This is a genomic window from Pseudomonas sp. NPDC087614 (assembly GCF_044743485.1).
GTDB lineage: Bacteria > Pseudomonadota > Gammaproteobacteria > Pseudomonadales > Pseudomonadaceae > Aquipseudomonas > Aquipseudomonas baetica_A.
The window spans coordinates 3,812-21,313 of sequence record NZ_JBIUWN010000087.1 but is presented as its reverse complement, the minus strand read 5'-3'; the positions used below and the strand labels follow the sequence as shown (position 1 = coordinate 21,313).

The window sequence follows — 17,502 nt, the reverse complement described above, 5'->3', positions numbered from 1 at the left end:
GTTTTTGTGTGGTGCAATACAAGCTGCCGACCCATGCAGGTCTCTTCAATTCCCAACTTCTTGATTTCTCGTAGGAAAAAGCGGGGATTTCTCAGGTTCTGTCCCATTTTTTCAGTGGGAAAAATAGTGAGCTCCTAGATCCGATTAAGGCGAGGAGACAGTGATGAAGGTTTGGTTGATTGTTTTGGTTCTTTCAATTTCGTCGGTTTCGTTCGCTAATGAGGCGAATGTGAAGTCGTCGGTGATATTTGCAGATCTCAATTTGTGCAAATTTAGAATGAATAATTTGTACGGAGGTGGTTATGAGGTGGATAAGGAAGAAGTGCCTGCGCTCTTGTTTTATTCGAAATTTATTAAGCCTGATTCTAGGCGGCCGATAGAAGTCGATTTGAAGTTTCGATGTGTGGATCCCGCCGATGCCCAAACTTTTGCTAACTTTTCGGGTGGGAAAATGACTGACAAAGGATGGGTCATGAGTTTGGATCCAGATGTTGAGGCTGACACGTCCATGCATAATACTTTTTATGTATTAAAAGGGAAGAGCTGGGAAGGTCCAGCGATATCTCAGGACGTTACAAATGGTGAAGAGGAGGACCGAACGCGTGGGTTTGGATTCTGCATCCCCCATGGATCTGCTGCACTTTGTGGAGGTGGAAATGTGGCCTACTTGAATGATCTAAATGGCTCTGCGTTGAAGGAGGTCATTAAGATGGTTGAAACTATTGAGTTTGTTGAGTGAGGCTCTAAGGTAGAGGAAGGATTTGTTTTCATCTGGATTTGATAATAATCAAAGGTGACGGATTTATTTGTTGCGCTCGACCGCTTTGAATTTGGTTGAGAACTTAAATAGATCTGGCCCGCTTGTCGGTTCTGACTCTATCTTCTGTCGCAGGCCCGTTCAGAATTGAACGGATCACTGATTTTTTTTACGGACGCCAAGGAATGCAGATTTTCAAATTCAGCCTCATTTTTTTTCTTTCAATACTGTCGCCTGTGGTCATGGCTGAGGGCACGATGATTGCCACCATCCTTCAGGCCGACTTTTCCAAGGACCCGGAAGTCCGGTTGCTTGTCAGAGTCGTTGATGTGGGTGGCGGTTCGGATACCCCTTCCATGGCGGTTCGTAATCAATGCCTGGAGAGGAAGGCGTCCGAAGAACGTCCTGGGCCGGATCCGTGCTTTTCGATAGAGATCACTGAGAGCAAAAAGCAACGGGCCATTGTTCGGCAAACGCTATTGAATGATCCTCAGCGCACAACCGACCCTATCTATTTGGAAATTGTTTATCGCTCGGAGGTCAGCGAGAGCGATCCGACGAATCACCATCAGCGATTCGCCACACTGAAGATCGAAGAAAACGGCCTCTACAATTGGAACAATGAAAGCGAACAGGCATTGGCGGACGTTGAGTGGTTTCCCTCGGGAAATGGTGTTCTTGATCTGATGGTTCCTGACGCGGATGCATTGTTGAACTCTGTATATCGGGATCGTATGAGTCGGCTGGACGAAAGCGGTCAGAAATCACTGAGGGAAACTCAAAGAGCCTGGATGAAATTTCGAGATGCGGAGTGCCAGGCCGACCCGAAATTGCATAAATCAGTTTTCGGTGAGTGGTCCGATGCCTGCTTGATTCGCGCGACGATAGAGCGTGCTCGCCAATTGGCTGTGGCACCGGACAAGAACAGACGTTGAAACGGACAAGCCAGAGCATTCGCGCGAAAGCGCCGACTTGGATGAGCATGAACAAACTTTTCTTTCTCTTTTTTGCGCTATTTCCTTTAGGCGCTCAAAGCGCAGTCACCACCGAATCACTTTGCTTCGAACTATCCCAATCGAGCCCGGTAAAGTTCGAACTCCGTACCTACTACGACGAAGCCAGCAAATGGTCCGGTGGCTTCGTCAAGTACGCCAAGTCCAGCGAACCCATTTCCATTGTGCTGACGGATTACGAGGACGAAATGCTCGGTCCCGATGCGCCTTGGCAGAGCACCACAACCTGGTCTGAAGTCATCAACGGCAACGTCACGGGAACCTATCAGTTCGTGTCTCAAGGGACGCACATCGTCTCGATGTCTTACACGAAGAAGTCCAACGGCAAGGTTTTTCATTTCGGAAATAACACCAGCATCGACTCCTCTCTCGAGTCCGGATGCAAGTGGGAGTAGGGCATTACATGCGATTCAAAACTCTGGCGGTATCACTGCTCGGCCTGATGTGGACGATCCCGGCGTTAGCCCAAACCACCACATTCAGCCCAACCAAAGGCGTCGACGCGACGCTGGTTCTCGAAGGCTCCAAGCTGAGCATCGCGGTTAAAAGCGAAACGTACAGCGAGTCGCGAACAATCGATTTTGAAGCCGAAAACGAACTCCACGTGCAGTTCGACGATTTCAATTTCGACGGCGCCCAGGATTTCGCCATCTGGCAGCTGGATGACGGCATGGGTACTTACGACTACTACCGAGTGTTCGTTTATCAAGCGAAAACCGGCACTTTCGAAGAGTTGCAGCCGGACTGCGGCGATGGCTTTGTTAACCTGCGCGTCGACAAAAAACGTAAAGCGTTGCTCAGCACTTACTGGGAAATGAACAGACCGAAGCAATGCGTCACCCGATTCAACAAACGCAAAGCCTGAATGACTCAAGGAAGAACACAGTGAAACGTTTTGTTTTTACCCTGCTGGCCACTTTGCTGCTGCCGGTTTCAGCGGTCTATGCGCAGGATGACTGCAGCAGTGTCACCTCAAGTCTGGAAATGGTGCCCTGCTCGGAGGCGGCGAAGAAGGCTGCCGATGCGCAGTTGAACGTCAGCTACAAGCAGTTGATGACGCGGCTTGAGTCTGACTATCGAACAGATCCGGCGTTGGGCGCGGAGTACGCGGCGAAGGTCAAGGAGTCGCAGCGTGCATGGCTGAAATTGCGCGATGCGAACTGTCCGTTGGAGGCGTTCGAGATCGAGACCGGGATGCCGGCGCATGTGTTCGCCGTCAACTCGTGTATCGCCAGAATGAGCCGCGAGCGTTCGGTGTATCTGGACAAGATTGCGCCGGAACAGTCCGCGCATCTATCCGATAAAGACAACGCCAGTGACGCTTGTCCATCCGAGGATTTTTTACCGTTCCTGGCAGTGTTTTCTGCCGATATCGAAGCACAGCGCCGACTCACTGCGTTTACCGTCAAATCGCTGGTATTAAAGCCAAAGGCCGAACCGGGTCGGTTCGAACCGGTGACCACGGGCGAGAAGGGGGCTGGGTTGGCCTATCCGTTGATGGCGCCTATCGAATCTCGCAAAACTCCGGGTGTTGTGATTTGGGAATACGACGACAGCCACTCCACTGTTGTGGATCGACGCGCCGGTTGGAGCAACGTCAAAGCCTTCAATTTTTCCCGGCAGGCGTGCTGGGTGCTTGAAGGCGTTGAAGACTGGTCTATTCGTGAGAAAGACTTGGTAGCGGCGAGCACGCCGACGATGAGCAAGAAAGAAAGTTTCTGTTTCCAGCGTGCCGAGGCGTTCGAAGCATTGGGTGCGCCGGAAGACCAGCCTCGCACCGTTGAGTTGTTTGAGGCCACGCTAGAAAACTTGTTATGTGCAGCGCACTCCGGAGACCCACTCGCCAGTTATAAAGCAGCCATTCTGAGTCTCTCGGGCATGGCGCCGCAGGTGCCGACGGATACTTTGGAGTCACTATTCAAAGCAGCGGCCACCACTTTGCCGAACGGTGCGATGGGGCTTTCCGAGTTTTACTGCGACGGCAACGAGCTCACATTTGACGGTCCCTGCAAGAATCCTGCGCTTGCAGAGCAAGCACTGATGGGCGCCGTGAAAATGGGCAATGCCACCGCGATCAGCAAGTTGGGATCTACCTTCGCGAGCGGCGAATGGGGTACCAAAGATCCATCCCGAGCCATGGCCTGTTATCAACTGGCTCTCGCGAAGGGTAGCGAAGGCGCGAGTTTCGGTTTGGAACACTTAAAGAAGAATTCCACCAAACCAATCAAACCCAGCTACTGCTACTGACAACCTCCGAAACCCCACGCTTTTCCTTTAAACTCCCGACCCCCAAGGAATGCGCTCAGGACACGGAATGCCAGCCCCCTCGACCTCGCTTCGCCCAGCGCTAGTGCTCTGGCTATACGCCGCCGCAATCGTGCACATACTCGCCGGCCTCACCCTGACCTGGGCCGGGCATTCCGGTTTACTCGACGGCTATCTGCAAGTTCTCGAACTGGCATTCTGGGGCGCCGACCCGGTGCCCGCCGCCGGCCACGAACAACAGGTCTGGTGGCTCGCACTCTTCGGCGCGACGCTGCAAAGTTATTCGCTGTACATGCTCGCGCTGGTGCACCTGGGCAATCGCTTGAAAGCCCCGGCAGTGTGGGGATGGTTGATCGCCGGCATCCTGTTATGGGCACCGCAGGACATGTGGCTTTCAGCGCAACAACAGGTCTGGTCGCATCTCTGGCTCGACGGTTTTGCGCTGCTGGTGCTGTTACCGCCGCTGATCTGGCTGTATCGCCATGACCGCCGGAAATCCCCTTCGGTAAAATCTCCGCGTCAGTCCAACCCGTTTGCCGGCAGCGCTTTCAAACGTGTGCTGATCACCGGCGGCACCGGGTTCATCGGCGAAGCCTTGGTCAATCAATTGCTCGATGCCGGCCACTCCGTGAGTGTGTTGGCACGTGACCCGTTGAAAGCAGCCAACCTATTCAACGGCCGCGTTCGCTGCGTGCAGTCCCTGAGCGAACTCAGCCACGACGAAGCCTTCGACGTAGTGATCAATCTCGCCGGCGCACCCGTCGCCGGCCCACGCTGGACTACCAACCGCCAGGCGCAACTGCTCGCCAGCCGAGTCGGCACCACCGAAGCGCTGATGATCTGGTTGAAGAACACAAAACAAAAACCAGCACTGTGGATTCAGGCATCAGCCATCGGCTTCTACGGCGTGCGCGATGCCAGCGAAAGCCTCGACGAACACGCCAGCAAGGGTGACGGCTTCATGGCCGAACTCTGCGCGCGCTGGGAAGCCGCCGCGCAACCGGCCACTGAGTTTGGCGTGCGTCAGGTGGTGCTGCGCCTCGGCGTGGTGTTTGGCCCGGGCGGTGCGTTGACGCCGTTGCTGATTCCGTTTCGCCTGGGCTTCGGCGGACGCATGGGCGATGGTCGGCAGATCATGAGTTGGGTGCATCGTGACGATGTGCTTCAGGTAATCGCTCGATCCTTCCACGATGAAAATTTGCGCGGCACCTACAACATGGTCGCGCCTGAAACGGTCAGTCAGGCAGCGTTCGCCGAGAACGTCGGCAAGGTCCTCAAGCGTCCGGTGTGGTTCCACATTCCTGCTGCGCCATTGCGTGCATTGGCGGGGGAGATGGCGCAGTTGTTCTTCGACGGTCAGCGTGTAGTGCCGCAGCGTTTGAGCGAGGCGGGGTATACGTTCCGCTATCCGACCCTCGCCTCTGCTCTGCGCGATCTGGCCTAAGGATCGTTGATGAGCAAGCCTTTGATGTACCTGCTGGCCGGCAACGGCAGCGCTGCCGATTGGTGGGACGACGCGCTGCCGTACTTTCAGCGCTACGACGTGGTGCCGCTGGAATTGCCCGGTTTCGGCGCCAACCCGCAGCCACCCTGCGAGGATCTCGCGGACTACGCGCAGACCTTACTGGCGATGACGACGCAGGGCAGCGCGATCATGGCGGTCGGGGTTAACGCGTTGCTGGTGCTGCACGCGTTGCAACGTCGGCCCGGGCACTTTTCTCGCAGTGTGTTGCTGGCGCCGGTGGGCGCGTTTTTGTGGCAGCGTCGCTTGCCGGCACTGATGTCACCGCTGCCGATCCGCAAGTCCATTCACTGGCTGCTGTCGAACAAACCCACGCTGTTCGCGCGCAAGTTCTCCAACCAGACCTGGACGCCCGCGCAGTATCAGCGCATGGGCGCCGGTTATGCGCGCTGCCGTGCGTTTGTGCCGCACTGGGATCTGATCCGTGCCGACACCGCGCAGCCCTTGCTGGAGTGGATCACCGACCCGGTCGAACTGGTCTGGGGCGATCAGGACAAGGTACTGGGCATCGAACAAGCGGCGGCATGGTCGGCGATTCTTGCGCGCGCAGATCTGACCATCAGCCTGAAACCCGGTTGGGGCCATTACCCGTGGATCGACGCACCCGCGCAGTTTGCGCAGTGGCTGGAGTCGGGCGAGCGCGGGTTTGTTGCGCACACCAAGGGCGGGCGTTTGCGCTTGGCTGAACTGGCCCGGCAACCGGTGCCGGCGGCGCTGACGCTCAACGATTGCGCTGATCCGCGTCTGCCTGCGTTTCTCGCCGCCCAACCCGACGTGACCTGGGCGGTGCGCTCCTCCAGTTATGGCGAGGATCAGGCCGATTCGGCGAATGCCGGGTTGAGCACCACCTATCTGCGCGAGCCGACCGCCAACGTGCCTAAACGCATCGCCGAACTGACGGCCGAAGGCGTCGAGGAAGTGGTGGTGCAGCGCTTCGTCACCCCGGTAGTGTCCGGGATCGCCTTCGTGCGACATCTCTCGGTAGAGCTGGAGTGGGTTGAAGGCCATCTCGAATCGCTGGCCGACGGTCATGTCAGCCCTTCGCGGGCAACGCTTTCGCGGGTTGGCGATGCGTGGCGCAGCGGCACGTTCACGCCGTCCCACGGCTTGACCGAAGACCTGCTCTGGCGCTTCTTGCAAGACGTACTGCGCGTATTCCACTACGTACCCGGCGACGTCGAATGGGCCTGGGACGGCGCGCAATTGTGGCTGCTGCAATACCGGCCAATCAGCGACTACGGCTGGCGCCGGCACCTCACCGCCGCCAACATCGCCGAGATCCTGCCGACGCAACCGAGCGTCTTTGTGGAGTACGCCCAGCGCCGGGCAGCGGCGAGTATTCCAGCGATCATGGCGCGCTGGGATGCGCGAGTGTTGCAGGACAACGAGCCGTTCACCGCCGTGTTCGGCGGCGCGTCTTACATCAACAACGACCTGTTCCTCGCCCGACTCGCCGACTGGGGCATCAGCGCCAGCAACTATGCCGGTGAAGTTGGCGGGGCGACTCCGCATCTGCCGTGGCAACCACTGAAGATGCTGCGTTCGTTGCCGCTGTTTTTTCGTATGCAACGCATCGCCCGAGGTCATCTGCTGAACCTTGAACGTGGCTTGCAGCGTTTCGATCAAGAGCTGGCCGACCTCGTCGCCCAGGGTGCCGACGGCCAGCAACTGGCAGACTGGTTCACCCGGTTTTACGTGTTCGTGGTGCAGGGCAATCTGTGCATCGCCACGGCGCTGGCCAGCAGCGGCGGCGATTGGCTGGGGCGCCCGCCGACCGCTTACGACAACCTTGAAAACAGTCCGCATCGATTGCCGTGGGAAACCGATCCGGCCACGCCTCGACCGGCGGCGACTGAGCTGCCGTTACAGGCCTTCCCGCAATGGTCAGGGCTGATCCGCCTCGCGCATTCGATCGGCCTGCCGGGCCTGCGCGGCTACTACCTGCAAGTGCGCGAGTGGTATCGCGACAACCTGATGCGCATCTTCTTCCGCCTACACCACGCCATGCCGTTGGCGGATCGCGAGCACTGGTTTGCGCCGCATCCGGATGTGCGCGCCCGAGACGGCAGCTTCTGGCAGGACGGTCGCGAAGGTGCCGAGCAGGCGACCGGGTTCATGATTTATCCGGGGCAGGTGCGGGGCATCCTCGGCGCCGACATTCTGCTCGAAGACTCCCTCGATCCGGGGCGACATGCGCATTACCAAACCGCGCGGGCGGTTATTGCCCGCATGGGTGGGCGGTTGTCGCATGGCTCGACGTTGCTGCGCGAATTGCGCAAGCCGTCGGCGGTGATGCCGCAGGTGGATTCGGCGTGGGTGGGGTGTGAGGTGGTGTATCGGGATGGTGAGTTGGAATTGATTAATTCGAAGGATACGAAGTGAAACGATTGCTGGTGTTATGTGTGAGCTGGTTCCCGATAGCGGTTATGGCGGCAAGTGTTTGCAATCAGGAAGCTGACTCAAAATATTTCTTATCGCAATGGTCGCAGAGCAGTGAACATCCGGAAGACATACTTTCCAGTCTCGATGGAAAAGAGTTTTCTATCGATCCGGGCCACGTGGTTTTTCGCGGCGATCTAAATGGCGATGGCATCGAAGACTTCATCTTCAATTCCCGCGTCGGCATTGGCTCATCAATGGATAGCACATTCGCCTTCCTGATCCAGTGCCGTGGTTATTTGAGGTATTCGGGCGGCGGTTACTTCGCCGGGGTCAAAGTTCTGGACGGCCCAGCCAAGGGGGGAGGTGAGTTCAAGGACATCGAGATCTACTCCTACATCAGGGACAAGCGCGGGCGGATTCGCTACAAGGGTGAAAAGGCCATGACCCGGCCACATCTGTGGCAATTCGACCCGCAGACACAGCGTTACGAAGGGCAGGCTGAGTAAGCCGACGGCCCCCACGGCATTTACGGAGTTACTACGTGAAAGGATTTTCGATTGTTCTCGGCAGCTTGATATTGGCTGCCGCGTCCATGGCATTCGCTGCCGATCCAACCTTCAAGGATTACACCGTCACGCCAGTTTTCACCGGCCCCAACCATAAGCTGGTGCCGCAAGAAAACAGCAGCCCAATGATGGATCAGGCACGGGTGCAAGCCCTGAAAGGCAAGGTCAACTTCGCCGGCCATTACATCCTGCACAGGCTCGGCTGTGGCGGCAGCGCCATTTGCGGCGAAGTGCTGGACGCTCAGACTGGGGAAGTCGTTGGCGGTCTGCCGAATGCTTACGACGGCAGCACCTTCGGCATGGTTTACCAGCCCGACAACCGCTTGATCATCGTCTCCGGCATCACGCTCGACGGCGAAGAAGATGCGCAGGGGAATGCGTTGGAAAGTGGTAACCGGGATCGTTACTACGAGTTTGTGAACAATGAATTTCGACTGCTGAGCATGACCGACGTTGAATCGTCGCCGATGGATGAGGAGTGAGTGGATGAACCGGTTTTTCATTCGGTCTGTGCTGATTGCGCTTTCGCTATTACCTCATTCGCTGCCCGCGATTGCCAGCGAAGGGAGTTGCTACGGCTACCTTGCTGAGCTTGTCAGGAGCAGCGATTTTCCGTTTCGTTATGTCGGCAAGGACAAGATCAATTTGCTGATCGACGAGGACGACGGCGAAGTGGTGCGCGCTCAGCTGTTTTTCGACACCGACGGCACCGGAACAATCGGCTGGATCAAATACACCCCGGCTACCCACGAATTGCTCAACACCTCGGCCGAGTTGGATGAACCGGTGGCGTTGTCATTCGACGCTAAGTTTGCGTATGGCTATGCAAAGTGCCTGACAAAACAAAAGGCCGGCTAACGGCGAAAAGGATTTCTCAATGAATCAGCTTTTGTTCGCCGGGAGCCTGGCATGGTTGTTCTCTTCCCCAGCCTTCGCCGCGCCGACGGATGCTTACACCCAGCGCGATGTCATGCAGTGTGGCGGTGTTGAAGTGGTATTGGTGTCGTCCTGCCGATCGGTGACGGTGGATGGTGCGCAAACCCACGTCATCCCGGTCTGCTCCGACCAGACCATCAATATCGGTAGCAAGGTGCTTCGACGCGATATCGGCAAAGTTTCACAACTCACTTCCAACGGTGCGAAGACGAACATATTGAACAATGTCGTTGTGGCGATGGATTGTGTGGAAGGCACCCAGGGCAGTCTTGTTTCGATAGGCGGCTATGGCGGTTGTGGTGCTTGCGGGGAGTGGCACGGCTATTACTCGACAACAGGGCGATTGGAGCAATACAGCTTTGATAATAACCAGCGCTCGTTTGGCTCGAAGGGATCTCGGGAAGAGCTGATCAAGGCCTATGGCGTTACGAAGAGACAGTTAATGTCAGAAAGCCCGGCGGTGAAGAGGATCGTCTATGGCCAGCCTTAAGTGGGTGTTGATGATCGGCAGCTTTCTTGCCGCCACAAGTGCCTTTGCCGAGGATCCACCGATAGTCGGCATCGATGCGCACACCGTGACGTTTAGGGCGACTGAATGGACGATGCCCGGTGTGGATTCGGCGACCGCATGGTTCACCGCCAACGGCAAAACCTTCCCGCTCTTCAGTGCCGATGTTGGCGCCGATGGACACTCGGATTGGCTCAGTCCTGACAAGAAAACCTTATTGCTCGACCCGGTGATCTTCGGCATGTTGTCGCTCGAAAATGGCGAAGAAAAACTTGAATCGCAACAGCATTGCGATGTGATCTCCATGGAAACCGGTTGCGTGCTGGCCGAGCGTTCCCCTCGTTTTTGTCTTGGCAAATGGGTGGGTAATCAGTGGTTTTCGGAAGATGGCGAAGTCCTCACACCTAGCCTGGAAACGGAGTCCCCGAAGGAGTGGTTGAAATATATCTCGACCATCAAAGCTGCGCAGTCCCGCGCGGATTCTATCGAATCGGGCCTGACTTTTTTGAGTCCTGAATCCTACATGGCGTGCCATCCCCCGGCGCAAAATGTTCAGGCGTACAACGACCTCGGTTTTTATCTGGCCGAGGGCGGTAGAGATGAGCTGGCGCTGAAGTTTTATCGCGGCGTTGAGGCCGTTGGTAAACGCACGGTACTGATGTTGAACATCGCCGATTCACTCTGGCGCCTTGATCGGAAAGAAGAAGCGCAGCGTTATTACCGCGAGTACCGCGACGCGATGAGTGCCGCCGGTAAAGCGCAGAAGATTCCGCAAAGAGTGATTGAGCGAACTGCACATCAGGGAATGAAAAATTGAACAGGATTGTCCGTTTTATCGCATTGCCTCTTGGAACGCTGTGCGCATCAATCGCGCATGCCGAGGACACCTGCAAAGTCATCAACGTGAGCTGGCAATACGATGAGTGCTTGGAGGCCGACCGTAAGAATGCCGACGCACGACTCAATGCCAGCTACAAAAAACTGATGTTGCGGTTTGAGTCCAGCCCCGAACCGGAACTGACCAAGACAAATATGGCCGCTGCCAAAGAGTCGCAACGTGCCTGGATCAAATTGCGTGACACCACCTGCCCCCTCGAAACCACGGCTGTCGCACCCGGTTCGCAGGCTTATTCCCATGTACTCAATAAGTGCATCACCAGAATGAGTCTGGAGCGTACCGCCTACCTGGATGCGATTGCGCCTGACGGCCCGAGTGAAGTGGTCGATGTGGCCAAGGTTTCTGCATCGGCCTCGCAACGTTTCGGTGATGTGGTAGCTCGCTACGTCACTACGTTTGGCAACCCTTGCCTCAATGTCCAGCTTCTCGCGCCCGATGGCAATTGGCGAGTGCTAGCGTCCAAGCGGTTCTGCAGTTTCGAGGGCAAGTCGTTTTGGGATGGCTATGCCAGTGCGGTGTTTGAGGATCATGCGTTCGCTACTGATGGTTTACACCTGACGCTCAGCTTGTTCGAGCTTCGTGGGGAAAGAGAGAAGCGGCTCGCTTGTGTGATACCGATCCAGAATGAGCAAATCAAAGAGCTGAAGTGCGGCGCACCTGAGTCATCGTAAAACCCTCAGCCTAAACATTTGAAGATTAATTAACAGGGACGTGAGTGGAATTGGCCAGGCTCTTAAGTTGTATGAGTGCGCTCGGATTCATGGTTGCCTTGTTGGCTCAGCCGGCATTAGCGAGCGACCCACAAACCATTAGTGAGCTGCATCCGCCGGTAGTTGCCTCGCTCGGTGATCAAAAAATCACCGTGTTTTTTTTGAAGAACAACCTCAAAGGTCAGGTGAGGGAAGGTCATGTTCCTTATGCGGAGATCTTCTACACCACCACGAATGCGGTGAAGCCTTCGCTGAATTATGTGTGGAAGGTCGAAGGTGAGCAGATCGCCTCGGTGTTCTTCTTCGAGCGCAAGTTCCCGGAGCAAGCGGGGAAGTCCATGTTGGTTCTGACAAAACAAAAAGTCTCGCACAGTCAATTCGAAGGTGATTCCTATTCGGTGCTGGAATTGCCACTGGTGAAGGACGGCGATCAGTTGGCTTTGCGGTTTTTTAGCGGCGACCCGTCAGATCCCGAGCTCCAGAACTGCCTGGACGGTCAGAATCTGGAAGACGATGTTGCGGTCGAGTGTGCTTACAAGGATGCGGCGAGCATTAAGAAACGCCTGGCGGAACTGGATGCGAAGATGATTGCGGATTCAAAACGGGATCCGGGCAATCGCCAGCAGCCAATCAAAACCGATGGTGACACGGCCAATGCCACTTGCCCTTCGACTGACTTTTCCGAGTTTCTCACCGCTTTCTCCGAGCGCGCTGACGTGCAGAAAACTTTCGTCCAGCAGCCGCTGAAGATGGTCACGACTGTAGCCGGCGATCCCGAGCCCGAGATGGAAAAGCGCAGCCTCAGCGGCGATCAGCTCAAGTTTCCAATCATTCCGGATCAAGCAAAGCGAGAGGCCCAGAGCCTGACGTTGACCGTCAAGGAGCAGCGGGGTGACAAGGCGATCGCGATCCTGCAGAAGCCAGATACCGACTACGTCTTCGAGTATCGGTTTGTCCGTGGACAATGCTGGCAGTTGGAAGAAGTGATGGATTACTCGCTTTAAAACGCAGAGAACTGGGCTGAAGAAAGAAGTCTGTTCAATCAGATCCGTGAATCATGAGCAGGGAAGCAAGTTGAAAAGATTGGGCTTGATCGCGTTATTGCTGTGTTCTTTCTCTGTGGGGGCAGGGCCGATGTTCCCGTCACTCGAGTCTTGCATGGCCGCCGACAGCGACTGTGCGCTGGCGCTGAAGGACGATTTCCTGGTAGACGCTAAGTCCGGGCAAAGTCTCTCCGAAAGGCCGGTATCGGCCGGAGCGATGAGTGTTTTCTGGCTGTATCGAGATGGTGAGCGCTACATCCTGGAGGAGGAAAACTCATCACAGGCGAAGTCGCGTCGCTGGCTGGTATTCACCTACGACAGCGGAAAAGTGGTGCTCGACGGCGCTTATGTTTTCTCGATCGACATTGATATGAACACCGGGCCCTATTGGCATGGCTACGACTGCCGAGGTGATGCCAAGCCGTTCGCCGTGCCCACGAAAGATCCGTTCAATGAAGTCGCTTTGGAGGAGTTGTGCGGGGAGGCCGAAGGCTGGGTCGTCTCGGGTCGGGATACCGAGGTGCCGGTATCTGCCAAAGGGTTGGCCGTCAGTGTTCCCGTTTACCACGCCCGCAACCGTGACGGTTCAGCGACGTACCTCTTTACTGAAAGTGATGTTCCGGATCTTTCGAAGCTGGTGTGTTTGTCCAATTGCGCCGATGTCACTCAAATACCAGAACGCGTCTCGCAAGAAACAGCCCCATTGCAGGACGGGCAGGATGGAACGTTGTGTTCAGATGACGAAGACATTTACTTCAGTTGCCCGTTGGAGGGTGGTAAGACGGTTTCCGTTTGTGCACGGGGAAACAGCAAGCCCACGGCCGGTTTTGTTCAGTACCGTTACGGCGTGCCGAGCAAAATAGAGATGATCTATCCGAAGACGGCTTTGCCGCCCAAGGGCAAATTCTTTGTCGTGAACGCTTCGGAAGGCAGCGTGAACTTGAACATCATCAAGTTCAAAAACGGTGCTTATACCTACCTCGTTAATCAAGCCTTTCTGAGTTATCTGACGGTGCTCAGGGACGACAAGGCGGTGTTCCGGCAGTATTGCGGTGAGGGAGGGAATGCCTACATAAACCGGGCGGCGCTCCAGGGCTTGGAAGCGCGCCCAAAAAGCGCAGAGGACTTTCGCTAGTTTTTGTTATCGAGATTTAGAAAAGGGGACTTAACGTCCCCTTTTTTCCATCCGCAAATCCCGCTACGGCTTGGCCGCCACGTTTCGCACTTCAATCTGGTCGAGCGTCCCTTCGACCATCAATCTCACCCCGTCCGCCATTCTGCTCAGGGCCAGTGCCACCGAGCGGCGGGAGCCGTGGAGGTCGTCGGCGAGGTCGCAGGCGATGACGCTGATGGACAGGAGGTCTTCGGAGGCGTTGGCCATGAGGGCTTCGGCGTCGGTGCCGGGGGAGAGTTTGAAGAGGCCGGTTTCGCGTTTGGGGTGTGGATCGACGGCTGGTTTGAAATGGTGGTCGAGGGCGCGTTCGGCTGCTTCGTGGAATTTCTTCGAATTGGGGGATTCATATGGCGAGGTTGCTTCAGTGCTGAATGTTTCATCGGTCATCGGTGTAAATCCTGAGCAGTTAATTGATTTCCCCGAGTTCGGACTTGCACATCCGGCCACCGATTTTGCGGCGACCCACAGAGCCTATCCCCACCGCACCAACTCGCCTAGTTCATGCACAGCCCCGCACTTTGCAGGAAATTTCCCATAGATTCGCGGGCCGGAAGATCAAAAGATCGCAGGCTTCACCAGCTCCTACAGGGATGTGTTTCAACAGGTGTAGGAAAGGTGAGGGGTGAGACGCGGAGCGTCTCCGGATGCATTCCCACGCGGAGCGGGGGAACGATCAGGAGGAAACGTTGAATCGTGACTTGGTGGTCATCGTGCGGGAAATGGTCTGCATCCTCTTCCAACAGCGTCAGATACTGGCGTTATCGTCCGAATCCCTTACACTGCCCCGGCCGTTCATTTTCCTTTTGAGGCTGTGCGCATGAAATTTCGTTTTCTTCTGTGGATGATGGGTTTGTTGATGGGGAAGGCCAGCCGGACAAATCCTGCGTTCCAGCAGCAGTTAGGTGACAAGGAACTGGTGTTCCAGCTACAGACCCTTGACGGGAAAGTGGCGCGGCATTTCGTGGTGAAGGATCAGCGGATCACCAGCAAGTCCGGCACGTATGCCGAGCCTGCGTTTGCGATTGCCTTCAAAGATGCGGCGTATGGCTTTGCCACGATGCAGGCGAAGAACAAGCAGTTGGCTTTCATGCAGGGGATTCAGGACAAGTCGATCCAGATCAAGGGCAACCCGGCGCTGGTGATGTGGTTTCAGGGGCTGACCAAGTATTTGAAACCGAGAAAGGCCAAGCCGAAGGCTTGATTGTTGGCGCGAGGGGAGCTTTGCGGTTCTCAGCCTTAGCCTCTGGCGTGGGTGTTTTGGCTTTCAAAGACAGTCGAACTGTCATTTCTATCAGGTGTGGAAGCGCTATTGGCAGTGTTCTAATCAAGTTAGATCCCGTAGCGCGGGATTTCCCGACACTTGCTGGAGAACCCACATGACTCAATCCACATGTACCACCCAGGCAGGCACGCTCGATCCCTCCTTTGCCAATGACGGCGTGCTCAATTGGGGCTTCCCCGAATTTTCTGCTAAGGCCCCGCAAGCGGTCGTTTCGTTGCCTGACGGCAAGTTGTTTGCAGTGAGTCGCTCGTCCGGGACGCCCGCCGGTTTTGTGGTAGTTCGGTTGACCGCTACCGGGGAGCTTGATTCAGGGACGGGGTTTGGTCAAAACCAGCAAGGTTTTACCGAGATATCTCTTCCCGGTACGCACGTTAACTTCATTTACGGCATTAGTCTGTTAGCGGATTACGGGGTGCTGATTACTTGTCAGTACCATAGCGAAGAGAGTCTCGGAGATGCAGCCGTTCGCCTGCTAAAGGATGGTCGTCTTGACGAACGCTTTGGTGAGGGCGGAGTTGTTTACTTCGATCCTCTGAGTGGCGGAACGCCTGAACAGGTGCGAGGAATTCAAGCGCGTATCGCCGAACGAAGAGCCGCAGGCGATGGCCTCAAAGAGCTCAGATTCAGTAGTCCATCTCCAACTACGGTAGTTGAGCAAACGGATGGCAAGATCGTCTTGATGACCTCGGCGGCTGATTATTCTGTCGGTGAACTCAAGGGCTTGGTCGTTCGGTTAAATCCGGATGGCACGTTCGATAAGTCGTTTAACGGAACCGGTAGTGCTTTCGTCCAACTAGAAGGGGTCATCGAAAATTACGGTAGAGGCTTGGCCGCCCAGCTAGATGGCCAACTAGTCGTATTTGGTGAATATCGTACTCATGGCGATCCCGGCTGGTACGTCACACGCTTTAACGCTGATGGAAAACAAGACGTGCAGTTTTCGACCTTGATGTTGCCAAACCCGGGATATCTCTTGTCGATTTACAGCATTGCGGTAAGGGAAAAAGATGGCTTGATCGCCCTCGTCGGCGGGCTATTTGAATCTGTTCATACAGGGGTGGGAGCAATTTTGGTATTGAACCGTGACGGTGCATACAACTTGGTGTTTAACCAAGGTAAGCCCTTGTATTCCAAATTGATGGACATGGGCCAGCAGTGGAGCCGTTGTGCGTTTGGCTCAGAGGGGGGCGGTCGTTTGATTCTGTCGGGAACCGGGGGTAGCGAATATGTGACCGATCACACATTTTCGATCAGTGCGCGTTACTTACTGACTGGGGAACTGGATCTGACATTCAACAAACAAGGTTGGGTGGTGTTCGATGATCGGGACGGATTGGAAGTGGCCAGAGATATGGCAATCACCGCAGACGGTCGGATTGTTGTATGCGGTGAAGTGGTATCCAGACAGGGTTCAACCCAAGGTGGTTGGATAACTCGATATCTGGGGTGAAGGGTCGGCAGTCAGGTCAAGTTGCATTCATCGCGGGCAAGCCCGCTCCCACAGGGATCGCGTAGATCTTGTGGGAGCGAGCTTGCTCGCGAAGTTTTTAGGCCTGGCTGAACTGCGAGGCCAGTTCGCGCAGCAGAACTTCAGCTTCAAGCACTTTGCTGACGACGTCGTTGGCCTTCTCGCGGGTCAGGCCGACGCGTTCGAGCAGTGCATCCGGGATGTCTTCATCCGGCCCGGAACCGATGCCGCGGCTGCGCAGCAGGCGCACGGCCAGGCAAACGAGGTTCGGGTATTCGGCGTAGGCGCCGTCGTAGCTTGGGTCGTGCTGGAAGCGCAGGGCGGTGGCCAGTTCATCGGGCATGTCCCAGTAGCGCATCAGCCACGAGCCGATCTGTTCACGGCTGATACCGAGCAGGTGTTGCTCGATGTAGCTGTGGCACAGGTGCGGGTTGACCTCCAGGTGGCGGCAGATCAGCGAGAAGTGCGGCGGAAAGACGTGGGCCAGCAGCAGGTAACCGAAGTTGTGCAGCAGACCGGCCAGATACGTCAGGCCGGCTTCCGGGCGCTGGGCGCGCGGCATGGCGCGGGTCAGGCCTTCGATGACGGCGGCGGTGTAGATCGACTGCTGCCAGTACGGCGTGGTGTGTTGCGGGTGGTCTTTCGGCAGGCTCAGGGTCTTGCCGAGGGCCAGGCCCAGCGCCAGGTTGATCACCAGATCGAAGCCGAGCACGCGGACGATCGCATCTTCTACCGAACGAATCTTGCCCGGCGAGGCGTAGTACGGCGACGCGGCCCAGCTCACCACTTGCGCGGCCAGCGCCGGATCGGTTTCGACCACGCCGGTGATGTCGTCGATGGTGGCGTTGGGGTCGACTCGCAGCTTGATGATTTTTTGCGCGGTTTCGGCCAGCGGTGGAATCTCGATGGTCGCTTCCAGACGCTGCTGGATGCGGCGCGCGGTGAACGCCTGCACGGCCTGGGTGATTTCCTCGCGGT

Annotated in this window: 19 protein-coding genes; 17 read left to right on the top strand and 2 right to left on the bottom strand. The window is 56.3% G+C overall.

Annotated features, from left to right (window positions below; genetic code table 11):
- Positions 1-163: 163 nt before the first annotated feature.
- The 15 genes from ACIOWA_RS23980 (at position 164) to ACIOWA_RS23910 (ending at position 13,735) form a co-directional block, all read left to right on the top strand.
- The gene (locus ACIOWA_RS23980; RefSeq protein WP_401162287.1) at positions 164-739 is read left to right on the top strand and encodes a hypothetical protein; all 576 of its coding nucleotides are present in this window, start codon (positions 164-166) and stop codon (positions 737-739) included.
- A 203-nt stretch (positions 740-942) separates the two neighbouring features.
- Positions 943-1,692 carry a lysozyme inhibitor LprI family protein gene (locus ACIOWA_RS23975; protein WP_401162285.1) on the top strand — a complete coding sequence of 250 codons (750 nt, stop codon included), beginning with the start codon at positions 943-945 and terminating at the stop codon, positions 1,690-1,692.
- 47 nt (positions 1,693-1,739) lie between these two features.
- Positions 1,740-2,165 carry a hypothetical protein gene (locus ACIOWA_RS23970; protein ID WP_401162283.1) on the top strand — a complete coding sequence of 142 codons (426 nt, stop codon included), beginning with the start codon at positions 1,740-1,742 and terminating at the stop codon, positions 2,163-2,165.
- 8 nt (positions 2,166-2,173) lie between these two features.
- Positions 2,174-2,635, top strand: coding sequence for an XAC2610-related protein (locus ACIOWA_RS23965; RefSeq protein WP_401162281.1), 462 nt, complete (start codon positions 2,174-2,176; stop codon positions 2,633-2,635).
- Between the two features lie 20 nt (positions 2,636-2,655).
- A complete protein-coding gene (locus ACIOWA_RS23960; protein WP_401162279.1) occupies positions 2,656-4,017 on the top strand; it encodes a lysozyme inhibitor LprI family protein in 1,362 nt (453 codons plus the stop codon).
- A gap of 67 nt (positions 4,018-4,084) precedes the next feature.
- A complete protein-coding gene (locus ACIOWA_RS23955; RefSeq protein WP_401162277.1) occupies positions 4,085-5,479 on the top strand; it encodes a TIGR01777 family oxidoreductase in 1,395 nt (464 codons plus the stop codon).
- A gap of 9 nt (positions 5,480-5,488) precedes the next feature.
- On the top strand, positions 5,489-7,939 hold the full coding sequence (locus ACIOWA_RS23950) for an alpha/beta hydrolase (RefSeq protein WP_401162275.1): 2,451 nt from the start codon (positions 5,489-5,491) through the stop codon (positions 7,937-7,939).
- Entirely contained in the window at positions 7,936-8,445 is a 510-nt protein-coding gene (locus ACIOWA_RS23945) for a hypothetical protein (protein ID WP_110718131.1), read from the top strand. The genes ACIOWA_RS23950 and ACIOWA_RS23945 overlap by 4 nt, the downstream gene beginning before the upstream one ends.
- Before the next feature lie 86 nt (positions 8,446-8,531).
- Positions 8,532-8,987 (top strand): hypothetical protein, encoded by a 456-nt coding sequence (locus ACIOWA_RS23940; RefSeq protein ID WP_401162289.1) that lies wholly within the window; start codon positions 8,532-8,534, stop codon positions 8,985-8,987.
- A 4-nt stretch (positions 8,988-8,991) separates the two neighbouring features.
- Entirely contained in the window at positions 8,992-9,363 is a 372-nt protein-coding gene (locus ACIOWA_RS23935) for a hypothetical protein (protein ID WP_401162273.1), read from the top strand.
- Between the two features lie 19 nt (positions 9,364-9,382).
- The gene (locus ACIOWA_RS23930) at positions 9,383-9,931 is read left to right on the top strand and encodes a hypothetical protein (protein WP_401162271.1); all 549 of its coding nucleotides are present in this window, start codon (positions 9,383-9,385) and stop codon (positions 9,929-9,931) included.
- Entirely contained in the window at positions 9,918-10,766 is an 849-nt protein-coding gene (locus ACIOWA_RS23925) for a type IV pilus biogenesis/stability protein PilW (protein WP_401162269.1), read from the top strand. The genes ACIOWA_RS23930 and ACIOWA_RS23925 overlap by 14 nt, the downstream gene beginning before the upstream one ends.
- Positions 10,763-11,518: a lysozyme inhibitor LprI family protein gene (locus tag ACIOWA_RS23920; RefSeq protein WP_401162267.1), complete on the top strand. Its 756-nt coding sequence runs from the start codon at positions 10,763-10,765 to the stop codon at positions 11,516-11,518. The genes ACIOWA_RS23925 and ACIOWA_RS23920 overlap by 4 nt, the downstream gene beginning before the upstream one ends.
- Before the next feature lie 71 nt (positions 11,519-11,589).
- Positions 11,590-12,561, top strand: coding sequence for a hypothetical protein (locus tag ACIOWA_RS23915; protein ID WP_401162265.1), 972 nt, complete (start codon positions 11,590-11,592; stop codon positions 12,559-12,561).
- Positions 12,562-12,715: 154 nt separating this feature from the next.
- Positions 12,716-13,735 (top strand): hypothetical protein, encoded by a 1,020-nt coding sequence (locus ACIOWA_RS23910; RefSeq protein ID WP_401162263.1) that lies wholly within the window; start codon positions 12,716-12,718, stop codon positions 13,733-13,735.
- Between the two features lie 63 nt (positions 13,736-13,798).
- Here ACIOWA_RS23910 and ACIOWA_RS23905 read toward each other — a convergent pair whose 3' ends face one another.
- A complete protein-coding gene (locus ACIOWA_RS23905; RefSeq protein WP_401162261.1) occupies positions 13,799-14,161 on the bottom strand; it encodes a DUF6124 family protein in 363 nt (120 codons plus the stop codon).
- A gap of 430 nt (positions 14,162-14,591) precedes the next feature.
- Between ACIOWA_RS23905 and ACIOWA_RS23900 the strand changes: the two genes are divergently transcribed.
- Together ACIOWA_RS23900 and ACIOWA_RS23895 are read left to right on the top strand one after the other, a co-directional pair.
- Entirely contained in the window at positions 14,592-14,975 is a 384-nt protein-coding gene (locus tag ACIOWA_RS23900) for an SCP2 sterol-binding domain-containing protein (RefSeq protein WP_401162259.1), read from the top strand.
- A gap of 175 nt (positions 14,976-15,150) precedes the next feature.
- Positions 15,151-16,506, top strand: coding sequence for a hypothetical protein (locus ACIOWA_RS23895; RefSeq protein WP_401162257.1), 1,356 nt, complete (start codon positions 15,151-15,153; stop codon positions 16,504-16,506).
- Positions 16,507-16,603: 97 nt separating this feature from the next.
- On the opposite strand, the gene ACIOWA_RS23890 is transcribed toward ACIOWA_RS23895, so the two are convergent.
- The coding region (locus ACIOWA_RS23890; RefSeq protein WP_401162255.1) for an HDOD domain-containing protein at positions 16,604-17,502 on the bottom strand (899 nt) is incomplete at its 5' end.